General features: G+C 70.6%; 22 protein-coding genes and 1 pseudogene. 11 read left to right on the top strand and 12 right to left on the bottom strand.

Features of this window, described 5'->3' with window-relative positions; genetic code table 11:
* Window positions 1-28: 28 nt before the first annotated feature.
* Window positions 29-2812 (bottom strand): DNA polymerase I, encoded by a 2784-nt coding sequence (gene polA, locus CSC68_RS05615; RefSeq protein ID WP_162202546.1) that lies wholly within the window; start codon window positions 2810-2812, stop codon window positions 29-31.
* Between the two features lie 141 nt (window positions 2813-2953).
* On the opposite strand from polA, the gene CSC68_RS05610 reads away from it, so the two are divergent.
* Window positions 2954-3253, top strand: a complete 300-nt coding sequence (locus tag CSC68_RS05610) for a DUF2782 domain-containing protein (protein ID WP_162202545.1) — start codon at window positions 2954-2956, stop codon at window positions 3251-3253.
* 332 nt (window positions 3254-3585) lie between these two features.
* Window positions 3586-5433 (top strand): ABC transporter ATP-binding protein, encoded by a 1848-nt coding sequence (locus CSC68_RS05605; protein ID WP_211365692.1) that lies wholly within the window; start codon window positions 3586-3588, stop codon window positions 5431-5433.
* Between the two features lie 9 nt (window positions 5434-5442).
* Here CSC68_RS05605 and CSC68_RS05600 read toward each other — a convergent pair whose 3' ends face one another.
* Window positions 5443-6747 (bottom strand): NTP/NDP exchange transporter, encoded by a 1305-nt coding sequence (locus CSC68_RS05600; protein ID WP_162202543.1) that lies wholly within the window; start codon window positions 6745-6747, stop codon window positions 5443-5445.
* A gap of 10 nt (window positions 6748-6757) precedes the next feature.
* Complete coding sequence (locus CSC68_RS05595) at window positions 6758-7708, bottom strand: aldo/keto reductase (RefSeq protein WP_211365690.1); 951 nt, start codon at window positions 7706-7708, stop codon at window positions 6758-6760.
* 161 nt (window positions 7709-7869) lie between these two features.
* On the opposite strand from CSC68_RS05595, the gene CSC68_RS05590 reads away from it, so the two are divergent.
* The 3 genes from CSC68_RS05590 to CSC68_RS05580 all read left to right on the top strand — a co-directional run bounded on the left by CSC68_RS05590 (window position 7870) and on the right by CSC68_RS05580 (window position 10020).
* Entirely contained in the window at window positions 7870-8484 is a 615-nt protein-coding gene (locus CSC68_RS05590; protein ID WP_162202542.1) for a DNA-3-methyladenine glycosylase, read from the top strand.
* Window positions 8485-8623: 139 nt separating this feature from the next.
* Window positions 8624-9205, top strand: a complete 582-nt coding sequence (locus CSC68_RS05585) for a hypothetical protein (RefSeq protein ID WP_162202541.1) — start codon at window positions 8624-8626, stop codon at window positions 9203-9205.
* A gap of 239 nt (window positions 9206-9444) precedes the next feature.
* Entirely contained in the window at window positions 9445-10020 is a 576-nt protein-coding gene (locus CSC68_RS05580; protein ID WP_162202540.1) for a manganese efflux pump MntP, read from the top strand.
* A 9-nt stretch (window positions 10021-10029) separates the two neighbouring features.
* On the opposite strand, the gene CSC68_RS05575 is transcribed toward CSC68_RS05580, so the two are convergent.
* The 3 genes from CSC68_RS05575 to CSC68_RS05565 all read right to left on the bottom strand — a co-directional run bounded on the left by CSC68_RS05575 (window position 10030) and on the right by CSC68_RS05565 (window position 13575).
* Window positions 10030-10476: a universal stress protein gene (locus CSC68_RS05575; RefSeq protein WP_162202539.1), complete on the bottom strand. Its 447-nt coding sequence runs from the start codon at window positions 10474-10476 to the stop codon at window positions 10030-10032.
* Between the two features lie 94 nt (window positions 10477-10570).
* Window positions 10571-12751 (bottom strand): DNA helicase II, encoded by a 2181-nt coding sequence (gene uvrD, locus CSC68_RS05570; protein WP_162202538.1) that lies wholly within the window; start codon window positions 12749-12751, stop codon window positions 10571-10573.
* A gap of 203 nt (window positions 12752-12954) precedes the next feature.
* The gene (locus tag CSC68_RS05565) at window positions 12955-13575 is read right to left on the bottom strand and encodes a TIGR00645 family protein (RefSeq protein ID WP_162202537.1); all 621 of its coding nucleotides are present in this window, start codon (window positions 13573-13575) and stop codon (window positions 12955-12957) included.
* A 209-nt stretch (window positions 13576-13784) separates the two neighbouring features.
* Here CSC68_RS05565 and CSC68_RS05560 point away from each other — a divergent pair, with 209 nt between their 5' ends.
* Window positions 13785-14471 carry a glutathione binding-like protein gene (locus CSC68_RS05560; protein ID WP_162202536.1) on the top strand — a complete coding sequence of 229 codons (687 nt, stop codon included), beginning with the start codon at window positions 13785-13787 and terminating at the stop codon, window positions 14469-14471.
* Window positions 14472-14483: 12 nt separating this feature from the next.
* Here the strand turns inward: CSC68_RS05560 and CSC68_RS05555 are convergent, their stop codons facing one another.
* From CSC68_RS05555 to CSC68_RS05545, 3 genes are all read right to left on the bottom strand, one after another.
* Window positions 14484-15185, bottom strand: coding sequence for a class I SAM-dependent methyltransferase (locus CSC68_RS05555; protein WP_125165798.1), 702 nt, complete (start codon window positions 15183-15185; stop codon window positions 14484-14486).
* A 96-nt stretch (window positions 15186-15281) separates the two neighbouring features.
* Complete coding sequence (locus CSC68_RS05550; protein ID WP_162202535.1) at window positions 15282-15953, bottom strand: DMP19 family protein; 672 nt, start codon at window positions 15951-15953, stop codon at window positions 15282-15284.
* A 28-nt stretch (window positions 15954-15981) separates the two neighbouring features.
* Window positions 15982-16266 carry a hypothetical protein gene (locus tag CSC68_RS05545; protein WP_162202534.1) on the bottom strand — a complete coding sequence of 95 codons (285 nt, stop codon included), beginning with the start codon at window positions 16264-16266 and terminating at the stop codon, window positions 15982-15984.
* A 422-nt stretch (window positions 16267-16688) separates the two neighbouring features.
* On the opposite strand from CSC68_RS05545, the gene CSC68_RS05540 reads away from it, so the two are divergent.
* Complete coding sequence (locus CSC68_RS05540) at window positions 16689-18911, top strand: S9 family peptidase (RefSeq protein ID WP_162202622.1); 2223 nt, start codon at window positions 16689-16691, stop codon at window positions 18909-18911.
* A 183-nt stretch (window positions 18912-19094) separates the two neighbouring features.
* Here CSC68_RS05540 and CSC68_RS05535 read toward each other — a convergent pair whose 3' ends face one another.
* On the bottom strand, window positions 19095-19586 hold the full coding sequence (locus CSC68_RS05535) for a hypothetical protein (protein ID WP_162202533.1): 492 nt from the start codon (window positions 19584-19586) through the stop codon (window positions 19095-19097).
* 146 nt (window positions 19587-19732) lie between these two features.
* Here CSC68_RS05535 and hemB point away from each other — a divergent pair, with 146 nt between their 5' ends.
* Window positions 19733-20722, top strand: a complete 990-nt coding sequence (gene hemB, locus CSC68_RS05530) for a porphobilinogen synthase (protein ID WP_162202532.1) — start codon at window positions 19733-19735, stop codon at window positions 20720-20722.
* 33 nt (window positions 20723-20755) lie between these two features.
* On the opposite strand, the gene CSC68_RS05525 is transcribed toward hemB, so the two are convergent.
* A complete protein-coding gene (locus CSC68_RS05525; RefSeq protein WP_162202531.1) occupies window positions 20756-21637 on the bottom strand; it encodes a TolB family protein in 882 nt (293 codons plus the stop codon).
* A gap of 72 nt (window positions 21638-21709) precedes the next feature.
* Here CSC68_RS05525 and aroE point away from each other — a divergent pair, with 72 nt between their 5' ends.
* Together aroE and CSC68_RS05515 are read left to right on the top strand one after the other, a co-directional pair.
* Entirely contained in the window at window positions 21710-22561 is an 852-nt protein-coding gene (aroE, locus tag CSC68_RS05520) for a shikimate dehydrogenase (protein ID WP_162202530.1), read from the top strand.
* Window positions 22562-22567: 6 nt separating this feature from the next.
* Window positions 22568-22924 (top strand): hypothetical protein, encoded by a 357-nt coding sequence (locus CSC68_RS05515; protein ID WP_246193455.1) that lies wholly within the window; start codon window positions 22568-22570, stop codon window positions 22922-22924.
* Between the two features lie 122 nt (window positions 22925-23046).
* Here CSC68_RS05515 and CSC68_RS05510 read toward each other — a convergent pair whose 3' ends face one another.
* Entirely contained in the window at window positions 23047-24000 is a 954-nt protein-coding gene (locus tag CSC68_RS05510) for an AraC family transcriptional regulator (protein ID WP_162202529.1), read from the bottom strand.
* Between the two features lie 88 nt (window positions 24001-24088).
* Here CSC68_RS05510 and CSC68_RS05505 point away from each other — a divergent pair.
* Window positions 24089-24942, top strand: a pseudogene (locus CSC68_RS05505) (oxidoreductase).
* Window positions 24943-25102: the final 160 nt, after the last annotated feature.

The following is a 25102-nucleotide window of genomic DNA, read 5'->3' as shown; positions in this document are numbered from 1 at the left end:
TTCTGTAAAAAGGCCGTGAACAACGCGGTCAATGGGCCTCGTCCCAGTTGCATCCGATACCGGTATCGACGACCAGAGGGACGCTGAGCTCGGCCGCCGAAGACATCAGCCCACGCACGTTCTCCACCAGTACCGGCACGAAATCCTCGTCGGCTTCGAACACCAGTTCGTCGTGCACCTGCAGCAGCATGCGGGCGCGCCCGGCATGCCCGGCCAGCCAGGCATCCACGGTGATCATCGCCCGCTTGATGATGTCCGCCGCCGTGCCCTGCATCGGCGCGTTGATCGCCGCGCGCTCGGCGCCGGCGCGCTGCGCCGCGTTGCGCGAATTGATCGCCTCCAGGTGCAGGCGGCGGCCGAACACGGTCTCGACGAAGCCGCGCTCGCGCGCCTGCTCGCGGGTGCGCTCCATGTAGTCGCGCACGCCCGGGTAACGGCTGAAGTACAGGGCGATGTAGTCCTGCGCCTGGCCGCGGTCGATGCCCAGCTGGCGCGCCAGGCCGAATGCGCCCATGCCGTACATCAGGCCGAAGTTGATCGCCTTGGCCGCGCGGCGTTCGTTGACCGTCACTTCCTCCAGCGGCCGGCCGAACACCTCCGCCGCGGTGGCGCGGTGGATGTCGGCGCCGGACGCGAACGCGCGCAGCAGGCCGGCGTCCTGCGAGAGGTGGGCCATGATCCGCAGCTCGATCTGCGAGTAGTCGCAGGCGATCAGCTTGCGCCCCGGCGGCGCGACGAAGGCGCGGCGGATGCGGCGGCCGTCGTCGGTGCGGATCGGGATGTTCTGCAGGTTCGGATCGGACGAGGACAGCCGGCCGGTGGCCGCGCCGGCCTGGTGGTAGCTGGTATGCACCCGTCCGGTCTCCGGGTTGACCATTTCCGGCAGCTTGTCGGTGTAGGTGCTGCGCAGCTTGGCCAGGCCGCGGTACTCGAGGATGATCCGCGGCAGCTCGTGCAGGTCGGCGATGGCCTCCAGCGCCTCCTCGTTGGTCGAGGGCTGGCCCTTGGGCGTCTTCACCAGCGCCGGCAGCTTCAGCTCGTCGAACAGCAGCGCGCACAGCTGCTTGGGCGAGTCCAGGTTGAAGGTGCGCCCGGCCAGCGCGGTGGCGCGCTCCTGGGCCTCCAGCATGCGCCGCGACAGGTCCGCGCTCTGCCGGCGCAGCTCCTCCATGTCCACCAGCACGCCGTTGGCCTCGATCCGTTCCAGCACCTGCACCAGCGGCATCTCGATGTCGCGGTACACGGCCTGCAGCTGCGGCTCGGCCTGCAGGCGCGCCGACAGCACGCGGTGCAGGCGCAGGGTGATGTCGGCGTCCTCGGCGGCGTAGCGGGTGGCGTCGTCCAGCGCGCACTGCGAGAACGGGATCTGCTTTGCACCCTTGCCGCACACGTCCTCGTACTTGACCGTGGTGTAGCCCAGGTGGCGCAGGGCCAGGCTGTCCATGTCGTGGCGGGCGTTGCCGGAATCGAGCACGAAGCTCTCCAGCAGGGTGTCGTCGGCGTAGCCGGCCACCGGCACGCCGTGCCGGCGCAGCACGTGCAGGTCGTACTTGCCGTGCTGGCCGAGCTTGCGCACGGACGGATCAGCCAGCAGCGGGCGCAGCAGGCCCAGGGCCTGCTCGCGGTCCAGCTGCGCCGGCGCGCCCGGGTAGTCGTGGCCCAGCGGCAGGTAGGCCGCGCGGCCGGGTTCGGCGGCGAAGCTCAGGCCGACCAGGCGCGCGCGCATCGGGTCGAGGCTGTCGGTCTCGGTGTCCAGGGCGAAGCCGCCGGCGGCGCGCAGGGCGTCGATCCAGGCCTGCAGCTGTCCGGCCGTGGTGATGGTCTCGTACTGACCGGGCGCGGCCAGGGCCGGATCCAGGCCCTCGGGCGCCACCGCGGAGGCCGTGGCGAATCCGGAGGAACGGGCGCGCCCGGGCTCCTTCTCCGCCACCTCGCCGGCGACCGCGCCGCCTTCCAGCTCGCGCAGGGCCTGGTTGAAGCCGTAGCGGGCATACAGCTCGCGCAGCTGGTCGACATGGCGCTCGCGCAGGACCAGCGCCTCCGGTCCCTGTTCCAGTGGCACGTCGGTACGGATGGTCACCAGCTCGCGGTTGAGCGGCAGGCGGTCCAGGGCCGCGCGCAGGTTCTCGCCGATCTTGCCCTTGATGCCCGGGGCCGCGGCGATCACGCCCTCCAGCGAACCGTATTCGCCGATCCATTTGGCCGCGGTCTTGGGACCGCACTTCTCCACGCCGGGGACGTTGTCGATGGCGTCGCCCATCAGCGCCAGCAGGTCGACGATGCGCGAAGCCGGCACGCCGAACTTGTCGATCACCGCCGCGTCCGAATCCATGCGGCTGCCGGTCATGGTGTTGACCAGGGCGATCGAGCCGCCACCGTTGCCGTCCGGTGCCCGCACCAGCTGGGCGAAGTCCTTGTCCCCGGTGGAGATGGTGACCTCCATGCCGGCGTCGGCGGCCCGGGTCGCCAGGGTGCCGATCACGTCGTCGGCCTCGACCCCCTCCACGCGCAGGATGTCGATGCCCAGCGCGTGGACGATGTCGCACATCGGCTGCACCTGGGCGCGCAGCTCGTCGGGCATCGGCGGGCGGTTGGCCTTGTACTGGGGGTAGAGGTCGTCGCGGAAGGTCTTGCCCGGCGCATCGACCACGAAGGCCACGTAGTCGGGCTTCTCCTTGAGCGTGGCCCGCAGCATGTTGACCACGCCGAACAGCGCGCCGGTGGGCTCGCCGGCGGCATTGGTCAGCGGCGGCAGCGCGTGGAAGGCGCGGTAGAGGTAGCTGGAACCGTCGATCAGGATGAGGCGTTTCATCGCTGCATTCTAGCGGCCCGCCCCGGAACCAGCCGCCAACGGCGCCAGCCGCGCCCGCACCACTGCGTCCCACCCGGCGGCGTGGGCGCCACCCATGCCGGCCATCGCGCATAATTGCCGCGTCCACCCGGGAGAAACGCCATGCGCACGCCGACCAAGATTGCCGCCACGCTGGCCGCCAGCCTCCTGCTCGCCAGCTGCGCCACCACCGCGCCTGCCGATGCCCCGGTGGACGTCAGCGGCGCCGAAGTGGCCACCCGGGTGCTGGAGAACGGCGACCGCCTGGACGAATACCGGGTCGGTGGCCAGCTGCGCATGGTCCGCATCACCCCGGTGCGCGGCCCCGCCTACTACCTGTACGACCGCGACGGCGACGGCGCGCTGGACAAGGACGACGCGGACAAGCTGCCCCAGGTCTACTGGAAGCTGTTCTCCTGGTAAGCGCTATGCGCCGCGGCCCGGCGCTGGCACGCAGCGTCCGCCTGGCCACGGCATGGGCATTGCCGGCACCGGGGTAGAATCGGCGCATCCCGCCGCGCCCGGCCCGGAACCGGAACGCCGCAGGCCTCGCTTCGGCCATGCCCCTGGCACCTGCCTGCCACCCGGTCCGACGACCGGTTTGCCGCCGTCCCCGATCGCGCATCCGGGCGGCGCGGCGTGCAGCGCGCACGCCGCCAGACCGCGCCCGCCCCTGTTACGCCGCCTCCCGGGCGCCCCCGCCAGAATCCCTGATGGACGCAACCACCAATCCGACCCCGTCCCGCCGCAGCTGGCTGTTCCGCTGGTTCGAACGCCGCATCGATCCGTATCCGCCGGCGCCGGTGGTGCAGCCGCCGCGTTCGCTGTATGCGTTCTGCCGCCACTACACCCGCGGCACCGAGCCGTGGCTGGCACTGATGGCGGTGCTGACCACCGCGATCGCCATCACGGAAGTCTCGCTGTACGCGTTCACCGGCTCCATCGTCGACCGCCTGTCCAGCCATACCCCGGCCACCTTCCTGGCCGAGGAAGGCTGGAAGTTCGCGGCCATGGCCGTGGTGGTGCTGGTGGTGATGCCGGCGCTGAACCTGCTCAGCTCGCTGGTGATCCACCAGACCCTGCTGGGCAACTTCCCCATGCGCATCCGCTGGCGGGTGCACCGCTACCTGCTGCGCCAGTCCATGGGCTACTTCCAGGACGAGTTCGCCGGGCGCATCGCCACCAAGCTGATGCAGACCTCGCTGGCGGTGCGCGAGACGGTGATCAAGCTGCTGGACGTGGGCAACTACGTGGTCGTGTACTTCGGCGGCGCACTGCTGGTGGCGGCCTCGGCCGACTGGCGGCTGATGCTGCCGTTCGCCGGCTGGCTGGCCGCCTACGCCGCGCTGCTGCGCTACGCGATCCCGCGGCTCAACAAGGTCGCGCAGGAGCAGGCCGATGCACGCTCGACCATGACCGGGCGGATCGTGGACAGCTACACCAACATCGCCACGGTGAAGCTCTTCTCCCATTCGCATCGCGAGGAGGAATACGCGCGCGGGTCGATGGACGGCTTCCTCGGCACCGTACACCGGCAAATGCGGCTGGCGACCTTCGTCAACGTCAGCAACGACACCCTCAACATGCTGCTGCTGTTCGCGGTGGCCGCCACCGGCATCGGCCTGTGGATGCAGGACGCCGTGAGCGTGGGCGCGATCGCGGTGGCCATCGCCTTCGTGCTGCGGCTGATGGGCATGTCGCAGTGGATCATGTGGGAGATGTCGGCGCTGTTCGAGAACATCGGCACGGTGCAGGACGGCATCAACTCCATCGCCCTGCCGGCCACGGTGGACGACCGCCCGGACGCGGCGCCGATCGGCCCGGTACGGGGCGACATCCGCTTCGACCACGTCACCTTCCACTACGGCAAGCAGGGCGGCGTGATCGAGGGCCTGGACCTGCACGTGCGCCCGGGCGAGAAGGTCGGCCTGGTCGGCCGCTCCGGCGCCGGCAAGTCGACCCTGGTCAACCTGCTGCTGCGCTTCTACGACCGCGAAGGCGGCCGCATCCTGGTCGACGGCAGCGACATCGCCACGGTCACCCAGGATTCGCTGCGCGCGGCGATCGGCGTCGTCACCCAGGACACCTCGCTGCTGCACCGCTCGGTGCGCGAGAACATCATGTACGGCCGCCCTGACGCGACCGAGGAAGAGATGATCGAGGCCGCGCGCCAGGCCAATGCGCACGACTTCATCATGGAGCTGGTCGACGCCAAGGGCCGGCGCGGCTACGACGCCCAGGTCGGCGAACGCGGCGTGAAGCTGTCCGGTGGCCAGCGCCAGCGCATCGCCATCGCCCGCGTGCTGCTGAAGAATGCGCCGATCCTGGTGCTGGACGAGGCTACCTCGGCGCTGGACTCGGAAGTCGAAGCGGTGATCCAGGAGAACCTGTACCGGCTGATGCAGGGCAAGACGGTGATCGCGATCGCCCACCGCCTGTCGACCATCGCGGCGATGGACCGGCTGGTGGTCATGGACCAGGGCCGCATCGTCGAACAGGGCACGCACGAACAGCTGCTGGCCGCCGGCGGCCTGTACGCGCAACTGTGGCAGCGCCAGTCCGGCGGATTCCTGGAACTGGAGGCCGAGGCCGCGGCGTCCTGAGGCGCCGCCCTACTCCGCAGCGGCTTCGCGCCGGCGCTGGGCGCGTCCCAGCGCCAGGCCGGTGCCGGCCCAGGCCAGGGCGATGCCGGCGCCGATGAACAGCGCCAGCGAGGGGTGCTCGCCGAGCAGGTCGAGCATGCGCTTGACCCAGGCCGACAGCGCGTCGCCGCCACGGTAGACCGCGGTGTCGATGAAGTTCTTGGCCTTGTACTTCTGCGCCGCGGGCACGACGGTGTAGAGCATCTCCCGGCCCGGGCGCACCAGCGCGTACTCGCCGGCGCGGCGGGCGACCATCACCACCACGAACACCGCGAACACCGGGGCCAGCGCCAGCCACAGGAAACCGGCCGCCATCACCAGGGGCACCGCCACCAGCAGCACGCCCACGCCGAGCTTCCGGGCGATATGGCCGGTCACGAACAGCTGGGTGAGGATGGCCAGCACCTGGACGGCGGTGTCGATCAGGCCGAACACCCGGGTCTGCTGGCCGCGGTCGGGGAACAGGTCGGCGACCATCCGCGCCTGCTCGAAGTACAGGAAGGTGGTCACCGTGCTCAGCAGCACCACGAACAGGGCGATGCCCAGCAGGTACGGCGAACGGAACACATCGAGGGCGCCCTCGAACGGATTGCCGCCCAGCCGCCTGGGTGGCGGTGCGGCCGCGCGCTCGCGCGCGGGCAGCGGATGGCGGTCGCGCCAGCGATGGAGCCACAGCGCGGTGGCGGCGCTGCCGCCGATCAGCAGCGACGAAAGCAGCAGCAGGCCGCCATGGCCAAGCACCCCGACCAGCAGCGCGGTCAGCAGCGGGCCCAGCAGGCCACCGGCACTGGCACCCGAGGCGACCAGGGCGAACAGGCGCTTGGCTTCCGAAGGCGCGAACACGTCGGCCAGCACGCTCCAGGCCAGCGAGATCAGCAGCAGGTTGACCACCGAGACCCAGATGTAGAACGCGCGCCCGACCCACACGTCCTCCGGCTGCAGCAGCAGGCTCAGCCCGAAGCCGAGCAGGGTCGCCACCACCAGGCCGAACACCCACGGCAGGATCCGGCGCCGCGGCACCTTCGACGCGATCCAGCCGAACGCCGGAAGCACCGCGATGGTGGCCAGGAAGGTGCCGGTGAACAGCCACTGCAGGTTGTCCACGCCCCCGGCCACGCCGAAGGTCTCGCGCACCGGCCGCAACATGAAGTAGCCGGTGAACAGCAGGAAGAACATCGCCAGCCCGGCACCGACCGCCGGCGCTTCGTGCGGTTGCACGCCGAACAGGCGTGACAGTAGTGGCGTGCGGTCAGCAGTGCCGGGCGCGGGCGTCATCGGGCGCGGCTCAGGCGGAGAACTGGCGGACCAGTTCCTGCTGCTGGGCCTTGCTGAGCAGGGGCCCGGTGCCCGCCCTGAGCTGGTCGAGCTGGCGCTCGGGCTTGCCCGTGGCCGGGATCACCACGGTCACCGCCGGATGGCTGATGGCGAACTTCAGGAACATCTGCGCCCAGGAGGTCACCCCGGCTTCCGCTGCCCAGCCCGGCAACGGCCTGTCGCGCACCTGGGAGAACAGGCGGCCGTCGTCGAAGGCGCGGTTGACCAGCACGGCCACGCCGCGGTCCCGTGCCAATGGCAGCACCGTCTTCGCCGCGTTGGTGGAATTGACCGAGTAGTGGATCTGGATGAAATCCAGCTTCTCGCTGCGCAGGATCCGTTCCAGCTCCGGCAGGCCGGCATCGGTGTAGTGGGTGACGCCCACGTACTTCGTCCGGCCTTGCGCCTTCAGCTCGCGCGCGTAGGGCAGCTGCCGCTGCCAGTCGCGCATGTTGTGCACCTGCAGCAACTCGACGTGGTCGGTGCGCAGCCGACGCAACGACTCGGCCCACTGCGCGCGCGCATCCTCGGCGCTGTCGGCGGCGATCTTGGTGGCGAGGAAGCAGCGATCGCGCCAGCCGCCGTCGGCCAGCAGGCTGCCGACGACGGTGTCGGAACGGCCGTAGTTGGGCGAGGTGTCGATCACCGAGCCGCCGCCCTCGAAGAAGTGCTTTACCACCAGCTGCAGCTGGGCGTACTCGGCCGAACCGGGGTCGACGTCGTAGCTGCCGGAGGTGCCGGCGCCGATCACCGGCAGCAGCTCGCCGGTGGACGGGATGGGCCGGGTCAGCAGCGGCGACGGGGCGGGTTCGCCGGCAGCGGCCCAGAGGCGGCCGGGCGCGCCCAGCAGGGAGGCACCCGCGACGGCCGAGGTGGCCAGCAGCGAGTGGGCGAGGAAACGGCGACGCGAAGGCATGTTCATGGAACGGGCTCCCGTGGCGACTCGCGATGTCCGCCGATCCTAACGTTGTTTGCCCGGTCCGCATGTGCATATCGGCAGGGGGCATGCCGCGCCGGTGACGCGCAGCACACGTCGACGCGCTAGGCTTCCCGTCCCCTGTCCGCCCTGTATCCAGCGACGACGTGACCGGCCTCCCCGACCCGACCTGGCAGGTCCTGCCCCGCGAGTTCTATCGCCGCCACCCGGCGCTGGTGGCGCCGGAGCTGCTGAACAAGATCCTGGTGCGCAGCGACGGGCGCGCCGCGCGCATCGTCGAGGTCGAGGCCTATGCCGGCAGCGAGGATCCGGCCGCGCACTCGTTCCGCGGCCGCACCGCACGGACGGCGACCATGTTCGGCGAGGCCGGGCACCTCTATGTCTATTTCACCTATGGCATGCACTGGGGCAGCAATGCGGTGTGCGGCGAAGCCGGGGAAGGCTTCGGCGTGCTGCTGCGCGCGGCCGAGCCGCTGCTGGGCGTGGAACTGATGCGCCAGGCCCGGCCCCGCGCGCGCCGCGACCGCGACCTGGCCAGCGGCCCGGGCAAGCTCTCGCAGGCCTTCGGCATCAACCGCGACTTCGACGGCGCGGACCTGGTCGGCGGCGACCGCGGCATCCGCATCGCCAGCGACGGCACCCCGCCGCCGGATACGCCCGTCGTCGGTCCACGCATCGGCATCAGCCGCGCGGTCGAGTTCCCCTGGCGCTGGCACGTGCCGGGGCACCTGCATGTGTCGGTGCCGCCAAGGAAGCGCTAGTTCGCGTCCGGACGCACCGCCCCGCTACTTTTTTTCTGGTATTACAGGACCAAGCCGCGACCCGCCCTTTTTTCACGCAGGTCGTGACTTGGCAGGCAAATCGGCAGGGCCAGATAGTGGCCCTCTGCGAGGAGGACACATGCGCGGCCTTGTATTGGGTCTGTGCTGTTTGGTTCTGGGCGGATGTATCAGCGTCCCACCTGCACCCGCCCGCCAGGAATGGGAGGAAATCCACACCCGCTCCTTCGCCGGGAAATCGCCACGAGAGGTACTGGACGCAGCAGAGAAAGTACTGCGTGCGGCAGACCACGATTTCACTTTCGACTACCCGACTGGAAAGCTGATTGGCACCCGTCGATGGACCGTGTACGCGGTTTTGATGGCCACCGGCGGCACCGACTACTGGACGATCGAGACACAAGAGGCCGACGGAGCCACCCAAGCATCGGTCATGATCACGCGCCAGGTAATGGCGGTCATGCCGTCCCCCACCTTCAATCCTGGCGCTTCTTCAGGCTGGGGAGTCCAGTCAAGCACAACACCAGGCACGCCCTTGCAGGCCCGGGCGGCTTACGACCTGTTCTGGGATCGGGTTGACTCCGTTCTGGACGGCCGTCCTTGGCCAACCTGCGAAGACCGCAAGCGTGCCATTGCTCGCCGAGACCGGGGCGGTCTGGATGCCCTTTGCAGCGTCACGACAGATGACGAGACCCCCGGTTAGCGGCTGAAGGAGTCTCGCCACGTGGCCAGTGATAGGCGCCACCGATGGCCTGCGTGGTATCCTGTCCATCCTCGTTTGGGGAGTAGCCTGCCCCGCCGCAACGGCAGGGCGTCCGCGTCAACACACTCGGCCAAGGCCGTGGCGCGGACACCGCAAGGACTGGCGAGACCAACGGTTGGCTGACGCGTCCGAGGCTGGGCGCCAGCCGGCCGTGTCCGTTGTCCAGCCTGGTATTCCCGATGCGCCCGCTTTCCATCCTCATGATCGGCCTGGCCATGTCCACCGATGCCTTCGCCGCGGCCGTGGGCAAGGGCGCGGCGATGCAGCGCCCCGGCATTGGCCTGGCCCTGCGCACCGGGCTGCTGTTCGGCGTGATCGAGGGCATCACCCCGGTGATCGGCTGGCTGCTGGGTATCGCCGCGGCGCGTTACATCACCGCCTGGGACCACTGGATCGCGTTCGGCCTGCTGGTCCTGCTGGGCCTGCACATGATCTGGCACGGCATCCACCCGGACGGCAACGAGGACGGAGAAAATCCGGCTCGGCGCCACGGCTTCTGGAACATGGCGCTGCTTGCCCTGGGCACCAGCATCGATGCGATGGCGGTGGGCGTGAGCCTGGCCTTCCTGGATGCGCCAATCGCTGTGGTCGCGCTGGTCATCGGCCTGTGCACGATGGTGATGGTCACCATCGGCATCCTGCTCGGGCGCGTGTTCGGTGCCCTGGTCGGGCAGCGCGCTGAACTGGCCGGCGGCATCGTGATGATCGCCATCGGCGCGGCGATCCTGTACGAGCACCTTGGCGGCGCGGCCTGAAGGCCGCGCTCAGCGCACCACCAGCACCGGCACCTTCGAGCGCGCCAGCACCGCTTCGGCCTGGCTGCCCAGCAACACCTTGCCCAGGCCGCGGCGGCCGTGCGAGGCCATCACCACCAGGTCGGCGCCATGTGCGCCGGCGGCGTGGACGATGGCGTCGGACGGATGGCCATCGGGCACGTGCACGGTCTCGCATTCGACGCCCGTCGATGCCGCCTGCGCGGCCGCGTCGGCAAGGATGTGCTGGGCCGAGCGCTCGCAGCCTTCGCGGTACTGCCGCTGCATGTCCGGATCGGCGGACAGGGCGAGGGCGTCGTCGAACGCCGGCATCCATGGCTCGGTCACCGTCACCACCACCGCCTTCGCGCCGACCGCGCGCGCAAGGGCCAGGCCATGGTCCAGGCCCTTGCCGGCCAGCTCGGAACCGTCAGTGGCGATCAGGATGCATCGGTACATGGCGCCCTCCAGGCATGGGATTGCACATATTGCACATCCGCGGGCGTGATGGCGCGGATACGCGGCCAACGCCCTGCCCGGTCGCGACCCCGGCTCAGACCGGCTGCAGCTTGGCGAAGGCCAGCACCAGCCACTTGCTGCCGGCGTCGTCGAAGTTCACCTGCACCCGCGCGTGGGCACCGCTGCCTTCGTAGTCGGTGACCACGCCGCGGCCGAAGCTGGGGTGCATCACCGCCTGGCCCAGGGCGATGGCCGGCGCCTCGATCGCCGGATGCACCGGGGTGCGCGGCGGTGCGGCCATCGGCCGTGCCACCTGCACCCGCGGGCGCACCTCGTTGAGCAGGTGGCCGGGGATCTCGCGCAGGAAGCGCGAGGGCATGCCGTACATGTCCATGCCGTGGATGCGCCGGCTCTCGGCATAGGTCATCACCAGCTTCTGCCGGGCGCGGGTGATGCCCACGTAGGCCAGGCGCCGCTCCTCCTCGAGCCGGCCGCTTTCCTCCAGCGACTTGCTGCTGGGGAACACGCCCTCCTCCACGCCGACTAGGAACACCAGCGGGAACTCCAGGCCCTTGGCCGAGTGCAGGGTCATCAGCTGCACGCCGTCCTCGTCAGCCTGGGCCTGGCCTTCGCCGGCCTCCAGCGCCGCATAGGACAGGAAGGCGACCAGCTCGCTCATGCTTTCCTGCTCCTCGTCCAGCTCGGCGCGGGAGAAGCGCGAGGCGACCGAGACCAGCTCGTCCAGGTTCTCCAGCCGCGACTCGGCGTCGAGCTGGCCGCGCGACTCGCTGGCCCAGTGCTGGCGCAGGCCGGATCGGGCCAGCACGTGGTCGACCCGGTCCTTCAGCGCCAGGTCGGCGGTCTCCGCGTCCAGTGCCTCGATCAGGCCGAGGAAGCCCGCTACCGCGTTGCGGGCGCGCGCCGCCAGGGCGTTCTCAGCCACCAGCGCGGTGGCCGCATCCCACAGCGACTGCGAACGCTCGCGGGCGCGGCGCCGGATCTCGTCCAGGGTGCGGTCGCCGATGCCGCGCGCCGGCGTGTTGACCGTGCGCTCGAACGCCGCGTCGTCGGCGCGGCTGGCGACCAGGCGCAGGTAGGCCAGGGTGTCCTTGATCTCGGCCCGCTCGAAGAAGCGCATGCCGCCATAGACGCGGTACGGCACCTGCTCGGACAGCAGGACCTCTTCCAGCGCGCGCGACTGGGCGTTGGAGCGGTACAGCACCGCCGCCTCCCGCCAGCTGCCGCCGTCGCGCACCCACTGGCGGATGCGCTCGACCACGAAGCGGGCCTCGTCCATCTCGTTGTAGGCCGCGTACACGTCCACCGGCTCGCCTTCGCCGCTGTCAGTCCACAGCTGCTTGCCGATGCGGTCGGGGTTGTGCGCGATCACCGCGTTGGCGGCATTGAGGATGTTGGCGGTGGAGCGGTAGTTCTGCTCCAGGCGGATGGTCTGCGCACCGGGGAAGTCGCGCAAGAACTGCTGCACGTTCTCCACCTTGGCGCCGCGCCAGCCGTAGATGGCCTGGTCGTCGTCGCCGACCACGAACACGTGGCCGGTATCTCCGGCCAGCACCCGCACGAAGGCGTACTGGATGGCGTTGGTGTCCTGGAACTCGTCGATCAGCAGCTCGCGGAAACGGGTGCGGTAGTGCTGCAGCAGGGCCGGGTTGTCGCGCAGCAGCTCGTGGGCGCGCAGCAGCAGTTCGGCGAAGTCGACCAGGCCGGCGCGGTCGCAGCGCTCCTGGTACAGCTCGTAGGCGCGGCGCATGGACTCGGTCCACGGGTCGTTGACCGCCTGGATGTGTTGCGGGCGGCGGCCCTCGTCCTTCTGCGCGTTGATCCACCAGGCGATCTGGCGTGGCGGGAAGCGGCCCTCGTCCAGCTCCAGCTGCTGCACCACGCGCTTGACCAGGCGCTGCTGGTCGTCGCTGTCGAGCACCTGGAAGGATTCGGGCAGCTTCGCCTCGTTCCAGTGCAGGCGCAGCAGGCGATGGGCGATGCCGTGGAAGGTACCGATCCACATGCCGCGGCTGCCGTTGCGCAGCTGCAGGTCGGCGCGCGCGCGCATCTCGCCGGCGGCCTTGTTGGTGAAGGTGACCGCGAGGATCCCGTGCGCCGGCACGCCCAGGACTTCATTGAGCCAGGCGATGCGGTGGGTGAGGACGCGGGTCTTGCCGGAGCCGGCACCGGCCAGCACGAGGTAATGGCCGGGCGGGGCCGAGACGGCCTCGCGCTGGGCGCTGTTGAGGCCGTCGAGAAGGTGGGAGACATCCATGGGCGCATTTTACGGGTTCGGGGGGCGCAGGCCGTGAGACGCGTGCCTGCGGTTCATGCGCCGGGCCCTGCCGCAGGGGAAGCGGAGGCAGCCCCGGCGTGCGTCCGCGCCGGATTCCGCGGATACATGAACGACGAAGGGCCGCCCTGCGGCGGCCCTCCGGCATTCCTGTCCCGCGCGGTCGCGGCGGGCGGCGCGACGGCTCAGTGGCTGCCGTGCTCGCGCTTGTGGCTGTTGTGGGTCATCAGCTTGTCGGTCCAGGCGATGCCGATGGCCGACAGGATGAAGACGATATGGATGATGGTCTGCCACAGGACGCCATCGGTGGTCAGGGCGTTGCAGCGGGCGGCACCGACGTTGGAGGCGGCGGTGGCGACCAGCTCCGGCGGGCAGAACGGCAGGCCGTTGAGGGTGCCGGCGGCGATGAAGGTCTTCAGCAGGTGGATCGAGGAGATGCCGATGATCGCCATCGCCAGCTTCACCTTCAGCACCGAGGCGTTGACGTGGCTCAGCCACTCCGGCTGGTCCGGGTGGCCTTCCAGGCCCAGGCGCGAGACGAAGGGCTCGTAGCCGCCGACGATCACCATCACCAGCAGGTTGGAGATCATCACCACGTCGATCAGGCCCAGCACGATCAGCATGATCTGCTGCTCGCCCATGCTCGGCGCGTCGTGGACCAGGTGCCAAAGTTCCTTGGCGAACAGGAACACGTAGACGCACTGCGCCAGGATCAGGCCCAGGTACAGCGGCAGCTGCAGCCAGCGCGAGGCGAAGATCAGGGACGAAAGGGGGCTGAGCGGACGGTGCGGCGTGGGCTGCGACATGGGGCTGCTGCAATGCGGAAAAGACGGCGCAGGGTAGCTGTGCACCCCGCCGCCTGCCAAGCAGCAGGGGGCCACCGGGCCCCGGGGCACCTCCGGCGGCGGGCGCACCCCGGACCGGACCGGCGGCTGCAACGCAGCAGGCCAGCGGTGGCGACGGGGCCGCCCCCCTTCCCGCCCTACACTCGCAGGCCCGAACCGGAGGCATGCGCATGATCGAGCTTTACTACTGGCCCACCCCCAACGGCCACAAGATCACCCTGTTCCTGGAGGAAGCCGGCCTGCCCTACACCATCAAGCCGGTGGACATCGGCAAGGGCGACCAGTTCAGGCCGGAGTTCCTGGCGTTCTCGCCGAACAACAAGATGCCGGCGATCATCGACCGCGAGCCCAACGACCTGGGCGAGCCGATCACGGTGTTCGAGTCCGGCGCGATCCTGCGCTACCTGGCCGACAAGACCGGGCGCTTCGGCGGCGAAGGCCTGCGTGGACGCGTCGAGGTGGACCAGTGGCTGGCCTGGCAGATCGCCGGCCAGGGCCCGATGACCGGCCAGTACGGCCACTTCACCGTCTACGCCCCGGAGAGGATCGAGTACGCCATCGACCGCTACACCCGCGAGGTGCAGCGCCTGCTGGGCGTGCTCGACAGGCGGCTGCAGGGCCGCGCCTTCATCGCCGGCGACCAGTACACCATCGCCGACATGGCCGCCTATCCCTGGATCAATCCGTACACCAGGGCCCCGCTGGACCTGGAGCCGTATCCGGAACTGCGCCGCTGGCACGCCAGCATCGCCGGACGCCCGGCCACCCAGCGCGCCTACGCCCTGACCCAGCAGGTCAACCCGAACGCAGGCAAGCCGCTGACGGAAGAAGAACGCAAGCAGCTGTTCGGCCGCTGAGGCGAACCCGCCTCAGCCTGCTGCCCGCCGCGACACCCAGGCGTGGATCAGTCCGGCCTGGAAGAACGGCACGGGGAGCTCGAAACCGCCCGCGCGCAGGATCGCCTCGACCTGCGCCGGCGGCAGCACGGCCACGTCCTCGCCATAGGCCCGGCGCATGCGCTCCAGCGCATCCGCCGGGACCTCGGCGCCGGCCATCGTCCGCATCCAGGCCTCCAGCAGCACCGCGTACTCCGGCGATGCGGTATCGGCCGCCAGGTCCGAGCTGGCCAGCAGTCCTCCGGGCCGCAAACGCGCGGCGATGGCGCGGAACAGGGCGGCCCGCTCGTCGATGTCGAGGATGAACTGGGACACCAGGAAGCAGGTCGCCGCGTCATATGCCGGGGCTTCCGGCAGTTCCTGCACGTAGCCGGCATGGAAGACGCAGCGGTCGATGAAACCTTCCTGCTCCGCGCGGCGGCGGCTCACCTCCAGCATCGCCCCGGACGGATCGACCGCCATGAAGCGCCAGCCGGGGCAGCGCCGCGCAAGGTGCGCCATCTCCGCACCGGTGCCCACGCCGACGCAGAGGATCCGCGCATCCTCCGGAAGTCCGGCGAACACCGGCTCCAGCAGGAAGTGCAGGCACTGGCGGATCGGCGCGGTCTTCTCCCACTGCCGGTCGTAGCCGGCGGCCTGCTGGTCGAACAGTGCCTTGATGGCCTCGGGCTGCATGGCGCACTCCTCTCGGGAAAGTTCCAGCATGCAGGAGCTGTCAAGCGCGCCGTCGACAGGCCCGGTGCTTGCGCGCCTGTCCGCGGATGGGGCACGTCAGCCCTCAGGCGCCCCGGCCGGCCGTTCGTACAGCCCATGCCGCAGGGCGAACGCTTCGAAGCGGTCGTGCAGGCCATCGGGATCCGCGCGGAACTGGCGATCCAGCTCTTCCAGCCGTTGCTCCTGGCCGGGCGTCAGCCGCTCGAAGGCTTCGTCGCAGGCCCAGGCACTGGCTGGAACGCCGCCGAACCCGAACACGATCTGCCTGGCCGCCTCGAGGATCCTGATGCTGTCCACCGCACCGATCTCCTCCAGGCAACGCAGCGCCGTGGCATAGCGTTCGCCGCCGGTATTGCGGAAGGCGGCATCGAAACCGGTGGAGATCACGTCGCCCGCCAGCAAACAGGCGGCGAAGTACAGCTTCTCCCGGGGCGGGAGCCGGTCATAGCCGTCAGGCGTGCCGTACGCACGGGAGCAGAGGCCGTCCCAGTAGATGTGCCGCGGATCGGCTTCCAGGCGCGCCCGGTACTCGCGGTACTTCTGGCGGGAGCGTCCCATCGTCTCCCGCGTGCCATTGGCGCAGGGCATGCACTGCCCGTCGTTGCGCTGGGCCGTGGTGGGCAGGATGGGAACACCGCAGGTGTTGCAGGGAATCTTCTCCATGATCCGGTTCTCCATGCGGGTGATCAGGTCGGGCACGGCGGCAGGAAGCCGTGCTCCAGCGGACATGCAATCTCCGGCGCCGGTCTTCCGGCGGTCAGGCGGGATCGACGAAGTGGTCGGCCCAGACGGCAGCCGCTTCGCCCTGCGACTTCACGCCCCGGAAGGACGCCGCGCCCGCCGCACGCAGGTCGGGCTCGCCCTCGCCCTGCCAGTCCACGAACCCTGGCGGATACACCGCAACACCCCCCTCCGATCCGGCATTGCGGTACGGGACGACGATCCTGAGGGTTTGCGGAGCCTGGCCGCAGGAACGGGCCACGACGAACAGCGCGTCGGTCCGGACGCCCTCCTGCTCCGTGAAGCCGTCGTAGACCAGCACGGCGCGGTCGACGCCCCGGGGGATTGGCCTGGAGGCGATCGAACGCTTGGGCCACGGCCTGTTCAATGTCCTCGTCCCCGAAGCGGAGCATCCTGCGCCCGTCGGCGGACGGCTCCTGCCCGGGCATCGGCACCAGCGGCTCGCCATCGGCCACGCACCAGATGCCGTGCGCTGCAAGGAAGCCGGCAAATCCGGCTGTGCGTTCCATCGCTTCCCCCTCAAATCCATCGGATGCGCCCCCGCAGGGGCGGGCCGCAGTCTGCATTTGCGCCCGGAGGACCGTCAATCGGAGCACGCCTCCGCGAGGGCGATCGCCACAGGCACCGCTGTGCCTACAATGCGGCCATGTCGCCCTACTGGATGCCTGCATGCGTTTCGCCACGCTTCCCGCGCTCGCCGCGCCGCTGCTGCTCGCCTTCGCCATGACCTCGCCCGTTGCCGCCGGCCCCATCCCGGCCGGGGAGAAGCTCACCCTCGAGGCGATCACCGGCAGCGCGCCGCTGTCCGGGCCGACGCTGATGAAACCGCAGGTGTCGCCGGACGGGGCGCGGGTGACCTTCCTGCGCGGCAAGGAGGCGGACCGTAACCGCCTGGACCTGTGGGAGTACGACGTGGCCAGCGGACAGACCCGCATGCTGGTCGATTCCAGCGTGGTGCTGCCGGGCGAAGAGGTGCTCAGCGAGGCGGAGAAGGCGCGGCGCGAGCGCCAGCGCATCGCCGCCTATTCCGGCATCGTCGACTACCAGTGGTCGCCGGACGGCAAGTCGCTGCTGTTCCCGCTGGGCGGCGAGCTGTACCTGTACGACCTGGCCCGCGGCGGTCGCGAGGCGGTGCGCAAGCTGACCTCGGGCAAGGGCTTCGCCACCGACCCGAAGCTGTCGCCGCGCGGCGGCTACGCCAGCTTCGTGCGCGACCGCGACCTGTGGGTGATCGACCTGCGCAGCGGCCGCGAGATCCGCCTGACGCACGACGCCAGCGAGACCATCGCCAACGGCGTGGCCGAGTTCGTGGCCGACGAGGAGATGGGCCGCCACACCGGCTACTGGTGGGCGCCGGACGACAGCGCCATCGCCTTCATCCGCATCGACGAGTCGCCGGTGCCGCTGCGCCAGCGCCACGAGGTGCATGCCGACCGCACCGTGGTGGTGGACCAGCGCTACCCGGCCGCCGGCGATCCCAACGTGCGCGTGCAGCTGGGCACGATCGCCCCGCGCGAACGGGCCAGGCCACGCTGGATCGACCTCGGCCCGGAGCACGACATCTACCTGGCCCGCGTCGACTGGCGCGACCCGCAGCGCCTGGCCTTCCAGCGCCAGTCGCGCGACCAGCACCTGCTGGAGCTCGTCGAGGCCGACCTGGCCAGCGGCAGGCAGCGCGTGCTGGTGACCGAGACCTCCGACACCTGGGTGCCGCTGCACAACGCCCTGCGCTTCCTGCCCGATGGCCGCTTCCTGTGGTCGTCCGAACGCAGCGGCTACCAGCACCTGTACATCGCCAGCGAGGACGGCAGCGAGCTGACCGCCCTCACCTCCGGCGCGTGGGTGGTCGACGAACTGGTCGCGGTGGATGCCGAGGCCGGCTACGCCTGGTTCACCGGCACCCGCGAATCGCCGCTGGAAAAACATGTCTACCGCGTGCCGCTGGCAGGCGGCGAAGTGGAGAAGCTGTCGCGGGAGCCGGGCATGCATGCGCCGTCCTTCGCGCGCAATGCCAGCGTCTACGTCGACCACTGGTCCAACGAGCGCACGCCGCCGCAGATCGAGCTGTTCGGCAACGATGGCACGCGCCTGGCCACCCTGCTGCGCAACGACCCGGCCGACGCCGACCATCCTTTCGCGCGCTACCGCGACGCACAGCTGCCGGTCGAGTACGGCACGCTCACCGCGGCCGACGGCAGGACGGAGCTGCACTACAGCCTGATCCGGCCCGCCGGCTTCGATCCGGAGAGGAAGTACCCGGTGGCGGTCCATGTCTACGGTGGCCCGGCCTCCCAGACCGTGACCCGCGCCTGGCCCAGCCGCGGCGACGCCCTGTTCAACCAGTACCTGGCCCAGCGCGGCTACGTGGTGTTCTCGCTGGACAACCGCGGCACCCCGCGTCGCGGACGCGATTTCGGCGGCGCGCTGTACGGCCGCCAGGGCACGGTGGAAGTAGAGGACCAGCTGCGCGGCGTCGAGTGGCTGAAGTCGCAGCCGTGGGTGGATGCCTCGCGCATCGGCGTGCAGGGCTGGTCCAACGGCGGCTACATGACCCTGATGCTGCTGGCCCGCACCGACGCCTACGCCTGCGGCGTGGCCGGCGCGCCGGTGAGTGACTGGGGCCTGTACGACACCCATTACACCGAGCGCTTCATGGGCCTGCCGGCGGCCAATCCGGACGGCTACCGCGCCGCGCGGGTGCTGGAGCACATCGACGGCCTGGTCGGACCGAACGCGCCGAAGCTGCTGCTGATCCACGGCATGGCCGACGACAACGTGCTGTTCACCAATGCCACCGCGGTGATGTCGGCGCTGCAGAAGCGCGGCCAGCCGTTCGAGATGATGGCCTACCCGGGTGCGCGCCACGGCCTGTCCGGCGCCGATGCGCTGCACCGTTATCGCCTGGCGGAGGATTTCCTGGCGCGTTGCCTGCGACCGGGGCAGTGAAGCGCTTGCGGCATCCCGGTTCCCCGATGCGCCTGGCCCGGCCGGCCTGCACCAGCGGGCGATCGGCAGCCCAGGCAAGGCCGCGGGCCGCATCCGTGGCAATTCGCTGACGCGACGACGCGGCCGGAGGGCCGCGTCGGATGGAGATGGGGAGCGCCCGCCCCAGTGGCCGGCGTTGCCGTTTCAGTCCGCCGGCTCCGGCGGTTCGCTGGATGCCGGCTCGCCCGCCGGTTCCGGCGCCGCCTGCGGGGCGACCGCACCCGGCGGCACCCAGATGGCGATGCCGGCGGCCTTCTTCTGCGTGGTCGGGATGCCCACGCTCACGCCACCGGCGGTGTGCCGCCCGAAGGTGCCGGCGCCGACCGACATGCCCAGCGGCGAGCCGGACGAGCCGACGCCGACCAGCACCACGCCGTTGGCGCCCAGCGCCGCGGCCTCGCGCTTGAGCCGCTCCACCGCCGCGTCGGTCTGGCCCTGGGTGCCGAAGCCCACCGCGCTGGAGGCCTCCAGCTGGGCCACGTCCTGCGAGCCCGGCGGCGGCACCGAATACACCTTCACCTCGGACGGATCGATCGGCGGCCGCGCCTGTCCAAGCATGACCTTCGAGGCGCCGGCGCATCCGGCCAGCAGGGTGCCGGCAAGTGCGGCGGCGAGCAGCAGTCTGGTGGAATGCATGGCGGATCCCCTGTTCCGGTGGTGGTGGCCGGATGTTCCCCCCGGGCGGGTGAATCGGCCGCGAACCGGCGACCCGGCCGGGACAATCTGTCCGGGGGAGTGGCCGGGGCCGGGGCGTATCATTCCAGGCCTGCAAGGAGCCCCGCATGTCCTATCCCCTGATCCGCCCGCGCCGGATGCGGCGCGACGAGTTCTCCCGCCGCCTGATGCGCGAGAACGTGCTGACCACCAACGACCTGATCTACCCGGTCTTCGTCCACGAGGAGAAGGGCCGCGCCCCGGTGCCCTCGATGCCGGGCGTGGAGCGGCTGTCGATCGACGAGCTGCTGCGCGTGGCCGAGGAGGCGCTGGAGCTGGGCGTGCCGGTGCTGGACCTGTTCGGCGTGCCCGATCCGGCGGCCAAGACCGCCGACGGCCGCATCGCCTGGGATCCGGACGGCATCATCCCGCGCGCCATCCGCGCCCTGAAGTCGCGCTTCCCCGAGCTTGGCGTGATGACCGACCAGGCCCTGGACCCTTACACCACCCACGGCCAGGACGGGCTGATCGACGAGTCCGGCTACATCCTCAACGACGAGACCATCGAAGCGCTGGTCAAGCAGTCGCTGGTGCACGCCGAGGCCGGCGTCGACATCCTCTCGCCCTCGGACATGATGGACGGCCGCATCGGCGCTATCCGCGAGGCACTGGAGAACGCCGGTTTCATCAACACCCGGATCATGTCCTACGCGGCCAAGTACGCCAGCGCGTTCTACGGCCCGTTCCGCAGCGCGGTCGGCAGCGCCGGCAACCTCGGCAAGGGCAACAAGTTCACCTACCAGATGGACCCGGCCAATTCGGACGAGGCCCTGCGCGAGGTGGAACTGGACATCGCCGAGGGCGCGGACATGGTCATGGTCAAGCCGGGCCTGCCCTACCTGGACGTGATCCGCCGGGTGAAGGACGCCTTCGGCGTGCCGACCTTCGCCTACCAGGTCAGCGGCGAGTACGCGATGCTCAAGGCCGCCTCGGCCAATGGCTGGCTGGACGAGAAGGCCTGCGCGCTGGAAGCGCTGCTGGCGTTCAAGCGCGCCGGCGCCGACGGCGTGCTGACCTACTACGCCATGGACGTGGCGCGCTGGCTGCGCCAGGGCTGAGCCGGGGAACCCGGATCCAGTGGCTCCCGGCGCTCAGGCGCCGGGCATGCAGCCGTCGGCCCCGCGCAGGGTCGGCACGGCGACCCGGTAGAGATCGCCCTTGCCGGCCTTCGGCGCAGGCGCCGACCCGGTGACCAGCAGGTCGGCCGGGCGGGAAAGGTCGACCACCGGCGCCCGCGTGTCGCGGTCGTCGGTGTTGAAGGACAGCCCCCATGGCCCCTGCGCGGCATAGGCCGCGCCCTGGCAGGCCGCCAGGTGGAGGCGCGACCGGCCGCTGGCCGGATCGCGCCGCGCGAACAGCAGCGCGCGGCCGCCGTCCAGCTCCAGCACGTCCAGCTCGTCGATCCGGGTGTTGACGCCCGGCAGGGCGCCGACCAGGACGAAACTGTCGTCGGGAAGGATCCGCGCGGCATACAGGTCCAGCCCTCCGGCGCCGGGGTGGCCATCGCTGGCGAACAGCAGGCGGTCCGCGGTGGGCGTGGGCGAATGCTCGTCGCCCGGGGTGTTGAGCGCGGCCAGTGGCTCCGGCGCGCCCCAGCGCTGGCCGTCGAAGGCCACCCGGTACAGGTCCAGGCCCCCGCGGCCGCCCTTGCGTTCGGAGGCGAAGTACAGCCAGCGCCCGTCCGGCGAGAACGCCGGCTCGGTTTCGGTGCCGGGCGTGTTGAACGGCAGCGGGCGCGGATCCACCCAGCGGATGCCGTCACGACGGGCGACCCACAGGTCCATCCCGCCCGCCCCGCCGGCCCGGTCGCTGGCCCAGACGATCGCCTGGCCGTCGGGCGAGATGCTGCCGCGCAGCTCGTCGTCGCGCGTGGACACCGTCCACAGGCCCTCGATGCCAAACTCGGCCAGGCCGAACGCGGTGGCCGGCAGGAGTAGACTCAGGCAGAGGGCCGTTCGCAGGTGGCTTCGCATGGCTCGGTCCGTGGTCCTGGGCCGGGCAGTCTAGCCGCGACCGGCCCCATCCACCGCAACGTCGAGGACGCCATGCCCGAAGCCCGCTATGCCGTGTTCGGCCACCCCATCGCCCACTCGCTGTCGCCGCGGATCCATGCGGCGTTCGCACGACAGGCAGGCATCGCCCTGCAGTACACGGCCATCGATGCACCGCCCGAGGACTTCGAACGGATCCTGGCGACCTTCGCCGCCGACGGCGGCCGCGGCGGCAACGTCACCATGCCACTGAAGGAACGCGCCTACGCCCTGTGCTCCACCCTCACCGCGCGCGCGCGCTCGGCCGGCGCGGTGAACACGCTGACCTGGCGCGGGGAGCAATGGCATGGCGACAACACCGACGGCGCTGGCCTGGTGCGCGACCTCACCGGCCGCCAGGGCCTGGACCTGCGCGGACGACGCACCCTGCTGCTGGGCGCCGGCGGCGCCGCGCGCGGAGTGGCGGCCGCGCTGCTGGACGCCGGCATCCTCGAGCTTGCCGTGGTCAACCGCACGCCCGCGCGCGCCGACGCGCTGGTCGACGCGCTGGGCCAGCCGGACCGCGCCTACTCGCGCTACTGGGACGACCTGTCCAACCAGGGCGACTTCGAGCTGATCGTCAACGCCACTTCCGCCGCGCGCGGTACCGGTGCCGGCACGTTCAACGCGCCGATGACGCTGGTCAACAGCCGTACCGTCGCGGTGGACATCAACTACGGCGAGGCGGCGATCCCGTTCCTGGCCTGGGCCCGCGCCGCCCGCTGCCTGCACGTGGTCGACGGCCTGGGCATGCTCGTGGAGCAGGCCGCCGAAGCCTTCGAGCTGTGGCATGGCAGGCGCCCGGACACCCGCCCGGTGTACGAGGAACTGCGCGCGCAGCAGGTGCGCCTGGTCACCGCGGACTGAGGCCACATGATGCTGACCCAGGCGCTGACCATGCTGGCTTACCAGCTGCCGGAACTGCTGGCCGCCAGCCTGGTGCTGGCGCTGCTGCGCACCCGCACCCCGGCCGGCGCCCACGGGCGCAGGCTGGCCGTGGCGGGCGCGGCGGTGGTGCTGGTCGCCTCGTTGCTGCGGCTTCTGGCCGGTTTCGGGCAGGCCTGGCTGATCACCGGCGGCGTGGCCGCCATGTCCGGCTCGCTGGGCACCTGGCTGGCCCTGTACAGCGCCGCCGCCCTGCTGCTTTCGGTCGCCTCCGCGGTCGGCCTGGCCCTGCTGGGGTGGGGTGCGGTCCGGGCGATCGGCGCCACGACCGCGCGCGCGGCCTGAGCGCGCGATCCCATGCCCGGCGCGGGCATGGCACCCGGCCGCTGCCCGCCGGTCGCGCGACGCCCGGAAGCGTGCGCGCGACGGCAGCGGCGTCGGCCATGCAGCAGTGTCGACCGGTCCGGTTAGTGCGAGGACACGTACCTGCTCCCGGCTTCCCGTGGCGGGAGGGCAAAACTCTGGCGCATGCGCTGCGCTTCCCGCGCCGGGGTCAGGCCGAACAGGCGCTTGAACTCGCGGTTGAACTGCGAGGCGCTCTCGAAACCCACGGCGTGGCAGGCGGCGGCTGCAGTCATGTCCTGCTGCACCATCAGCAGTCGCGCCTGGTGCAGGCGCAGCGACTTGACGTACTGCAGCGGCGAGGTGCAGGTCACCGCGCGGAAATGCGCGTGGAACGACGGCACGCTCATCCCGGCCTCGCGTGCGAGCGTGGCCACGTCCAGCCGGCTGGCATGGTCGGCATGGATGCGCTGCAACGCCCTGCCGATCCGGCCGAAGCTGCCGCGGCTGGCGAGCGCGGCGCGGATCGTGGGCCCTTGCGGGCCGGTCAGTACGCGGTAGTACAGCTCGCGCAGCAACTGCGGGCCGAGCACGGACGCCTCCACCGGGTCGGCAAGCGCTTCCAGCAGGCGCTGCACGGCCAGGCACAGGGTCGCATCCATCGGGCTGGACACCATGCTCTGCGCCTGGGCGTCGCTGGCGCCACCACCCAGGCGGTCGATCTCCAGCATCAGGTCCGCCGCCAATGCGGAATCCAGCTGCAGGTACAGCGCCAGCAGCGGCTCCTCCGCCGAGGCGTCGGTCTCCATGGTGAATGGCACCGGGACCGAGACGGCGAGGTACTGCAGCGCGTCGTAGCGGTACAGGCGCTGGCCGAACCAGCCGCGCTTGTGCCCCTGGCACACGATCACGATGACCGGATCGTAGAGCACGGGCGTACGCGGGAGCGGCCGGTCCGAACGCAGCAGGCGCACGCCCCGCAACGCGGTCGGGTTGTAGCCCTCGCGCGGCGCCAGTCCCCGTACCAGCGGCACCAGCGCCTGCGGGCCCGGGACGCTTGTCGGGGATGGCAGGCTCATAGGATCAGGCAAGAATCCGAGCGGCTTGCGCCTTATCCGGCACGCGGCGGCTGCCTATTGTGCACCCATCGTTCAGTGCAGCAGCACGATGGCTACAGAAGGACTGATCCTCGTCACAGGCGCAAGCAGCGGCCTGGGACCTGCTTTCGCCCAACACGCATTGGCCTCGGGCCGGCGGGTACTGGGCACGGTGCGCAGGCAGGCCGATGCCGAGGCCTTCGAGCGCCTGGCGCCCGGCCATGCCCACGCCCGCCTGCTCGACGTCACCGACACCGCCGCCATCGATCCGATGGTCGCGGAGGTGGAAGCAGCCTCGGTCCGGTGGAGGTGCTGGTAAACAACGCCGGCTACGGCCACGAGGGCATCCTCGAGGAATCTCCGCTGGAGGAGCTGCGCCGCCAGTTCGAGGTCAATGTGTTCGGCGCGGTCGCGATGATCAAGGCGGTGCTGCCGCACATGCGTTGCCGGCGCCGCGGTCGCATCCTCAACATCACCTCGATGGGCGGATTCATCACCATGCCCGGCATCGCCTACTACTGCGGCAGCAAGTTCGCGCTGGAGGGCATAAGCGAAGCCCTGGCCAGCGAAGTACGCGACCTCGGCATCCACGTCACCGCCGTGGCGCCGGGCTCGTTCCGCACCGACTGGGCCGTGCGCTCGATGACCCGGACTCCCCGCCACATCAGCGACTACGACGCACTGTTCGATCCGGTGCGGCAGCGCCGCCAGGCCGCCAGTGGCCGCCAGCCGGGCGATCCCGCCAGGGCAGCCCGGGCGCTGCTGGAGGTGGTCGACAGCGACGCGCCGCCCCTGCACCTGCTCCTGGGCAGCGATGCGCTTGGCCTGGTCCGGGACAAGCTGGCCCGGCTGCAGCAGGAGTGGTCGCAATGGGAGCCCCTTGCCCGCTCGACCGACAGCCAGGCCACCGCGCCCGCCACTTGATCATTCTACCTACCAGTAGGTAGGCTACCCCCCCCCAAAGCCAGGACCCCCGCCATTGCCCTGTCTCTTCAACACATCTCCCAGCCCCCGCGCCTCCTGAGCATCTTGTCTCCCGTCTTACTCTTGGAAAAAAACCAATCACACCACACTACTACACACA

This window comes from Pseudoxanthomonas suwonensis (assembly GCF_010093235.1).
GTDB lineage: Bacteria > Pseudomonadota > Gammaproteobacteria > Xanthomonadales > Xanthomonadaceae > Pseudoxanthomonas > Pseudoxanthomonas suwonensis.
This window is presented reverse-complemented; position numbering and strand designations above follow the sequence as displayed.

Coding starts and splice junctions, on each gene's coding strand:
- polA (WP_162202546.1), bottom strand. CDS start 2,812: ATGAAACGCCTCATCCTGATCGACGGTTCCAGCTACCTCTACCGCGCC.
- CSC68_RS05610 (WP_162202545.1), top strand. CDS start 2,954: ATGCGCACGCCGACCAAGATTGCCGCCACGCTGGCCGCCAGCCTCCTG.
- CSC68_RS05600 (WP_162202543.1), bottom strand. CDS start 6,747: ATGACGCCCGCGCCCGGCACTGCTGACCGCACGCCACTACTGTCACGC.
- CSC68_RS05595 (WP_211365690.1), bottom strand. CDS start 7,708: ATGAACATGCCTTCGCGTCGCCGTTTCCTCGCCCACTCGCTGCTGGCC.
- CSC68_RS05585 (WP_162202541.1), top strand. CDS start 8,624: ATGCGCGGCCTTGTATTGGGTCTGTGCTGTTTGGTTCTGGGCGGATGT.
- CSC68_RS05580 (WP_162202540.1), top strand. CDS start 9,445: ATGCGCCCGCTTTCCATCCTCATGATCGGCCTGGCCATGTCCACCGAT.
- CSC68_RS05575 (WP_162202539.1), bottom strand. CDS start 10,476: ATGTACCGATGCATCCTGATCGCCACTGACGGTTCCGAGCTGGCCGGC.
- uvrD (WP_162202538.1), bottom strand. CDS start 12,751: ATGGATGTCTCCCACCTTCTCGACGGCCTCAACAGCGCCCAGCGCGAG.
- CSC68_RS05565 (WP_162202537.1), bottom strand. CDS start 13,575: ATGTCGCAGCCCACGCCGCACCGTCCGCTCAGCCCCCTTTCGTCCCTG.
- CSC68_RS05560 (WP_162202536.1), top strand. CDS start 13,785: ATGATCGAGCTTTACTACTGGCCCACCCCCAACGGCCACAAGATCACC.
- CSC68_RS05555 (WP_125165798.1), bottom strand. CDS start 15,185: ATGCAGCCCGAGGCCATCAAGGCACTGTTCGACCAGCAGGCCGCCGGC.
- CSC68_RS05550 (WP_162202535.1), bottom strand. CDS start 15,953: ATGTCCGCTGGAGCACGGCTTCCTGCCGCCGTGCCCGACCTGATCACC.
- CSC68_RS05540 (WP_162202622.1), top strand. CDS start 16,689: ATGACCTCGCCCGTTGCCGCCGGCCCCATCCCGGCCGGGGAGAAGCTC.
- CSC68_RS05535 (WP_162202533.1), bottom strand. CDS start 19,586: ATGCATTCCACCAGACTGCTGCTCGCCGCCGCACTTGCCGGCACCCTG.
- hemB (WP_162202532.1), top strand. CDS start 19,733: ATGTCCTATCCCCTGATCCGCCCGCGCCGGATGCGGCGCGACGAGTTC.
- CSC68_RS05525 (WP_162202531.1), bottom strand. CDS start 21,637: ATGCGAAGCCACCTGCGAACGGCCCTCTGCCTGAGTCTACTCCTGCCG.
- aroE (WP_162202530.1), top strand. CDS start 21,710: ATGCCCGAAGCCCGCTATGCCGTGTTCGGCCACCCCATCGCCCACTCG.
- CSC68_RS05515 (WP_246193455.1), top strand. CDS start 22,568: ATGATGCTGACCCAGGCGCTGACCATGCTGGCTTACCAGCTGCCGGAA.
- CSC68_RS05510 (WP_162202529.1), bottom strand. CDS start 24,000: ATGAGCCTGCCATCCCCGACAAGCGTCCCGGGCCCGCAGGCGCTGGTG.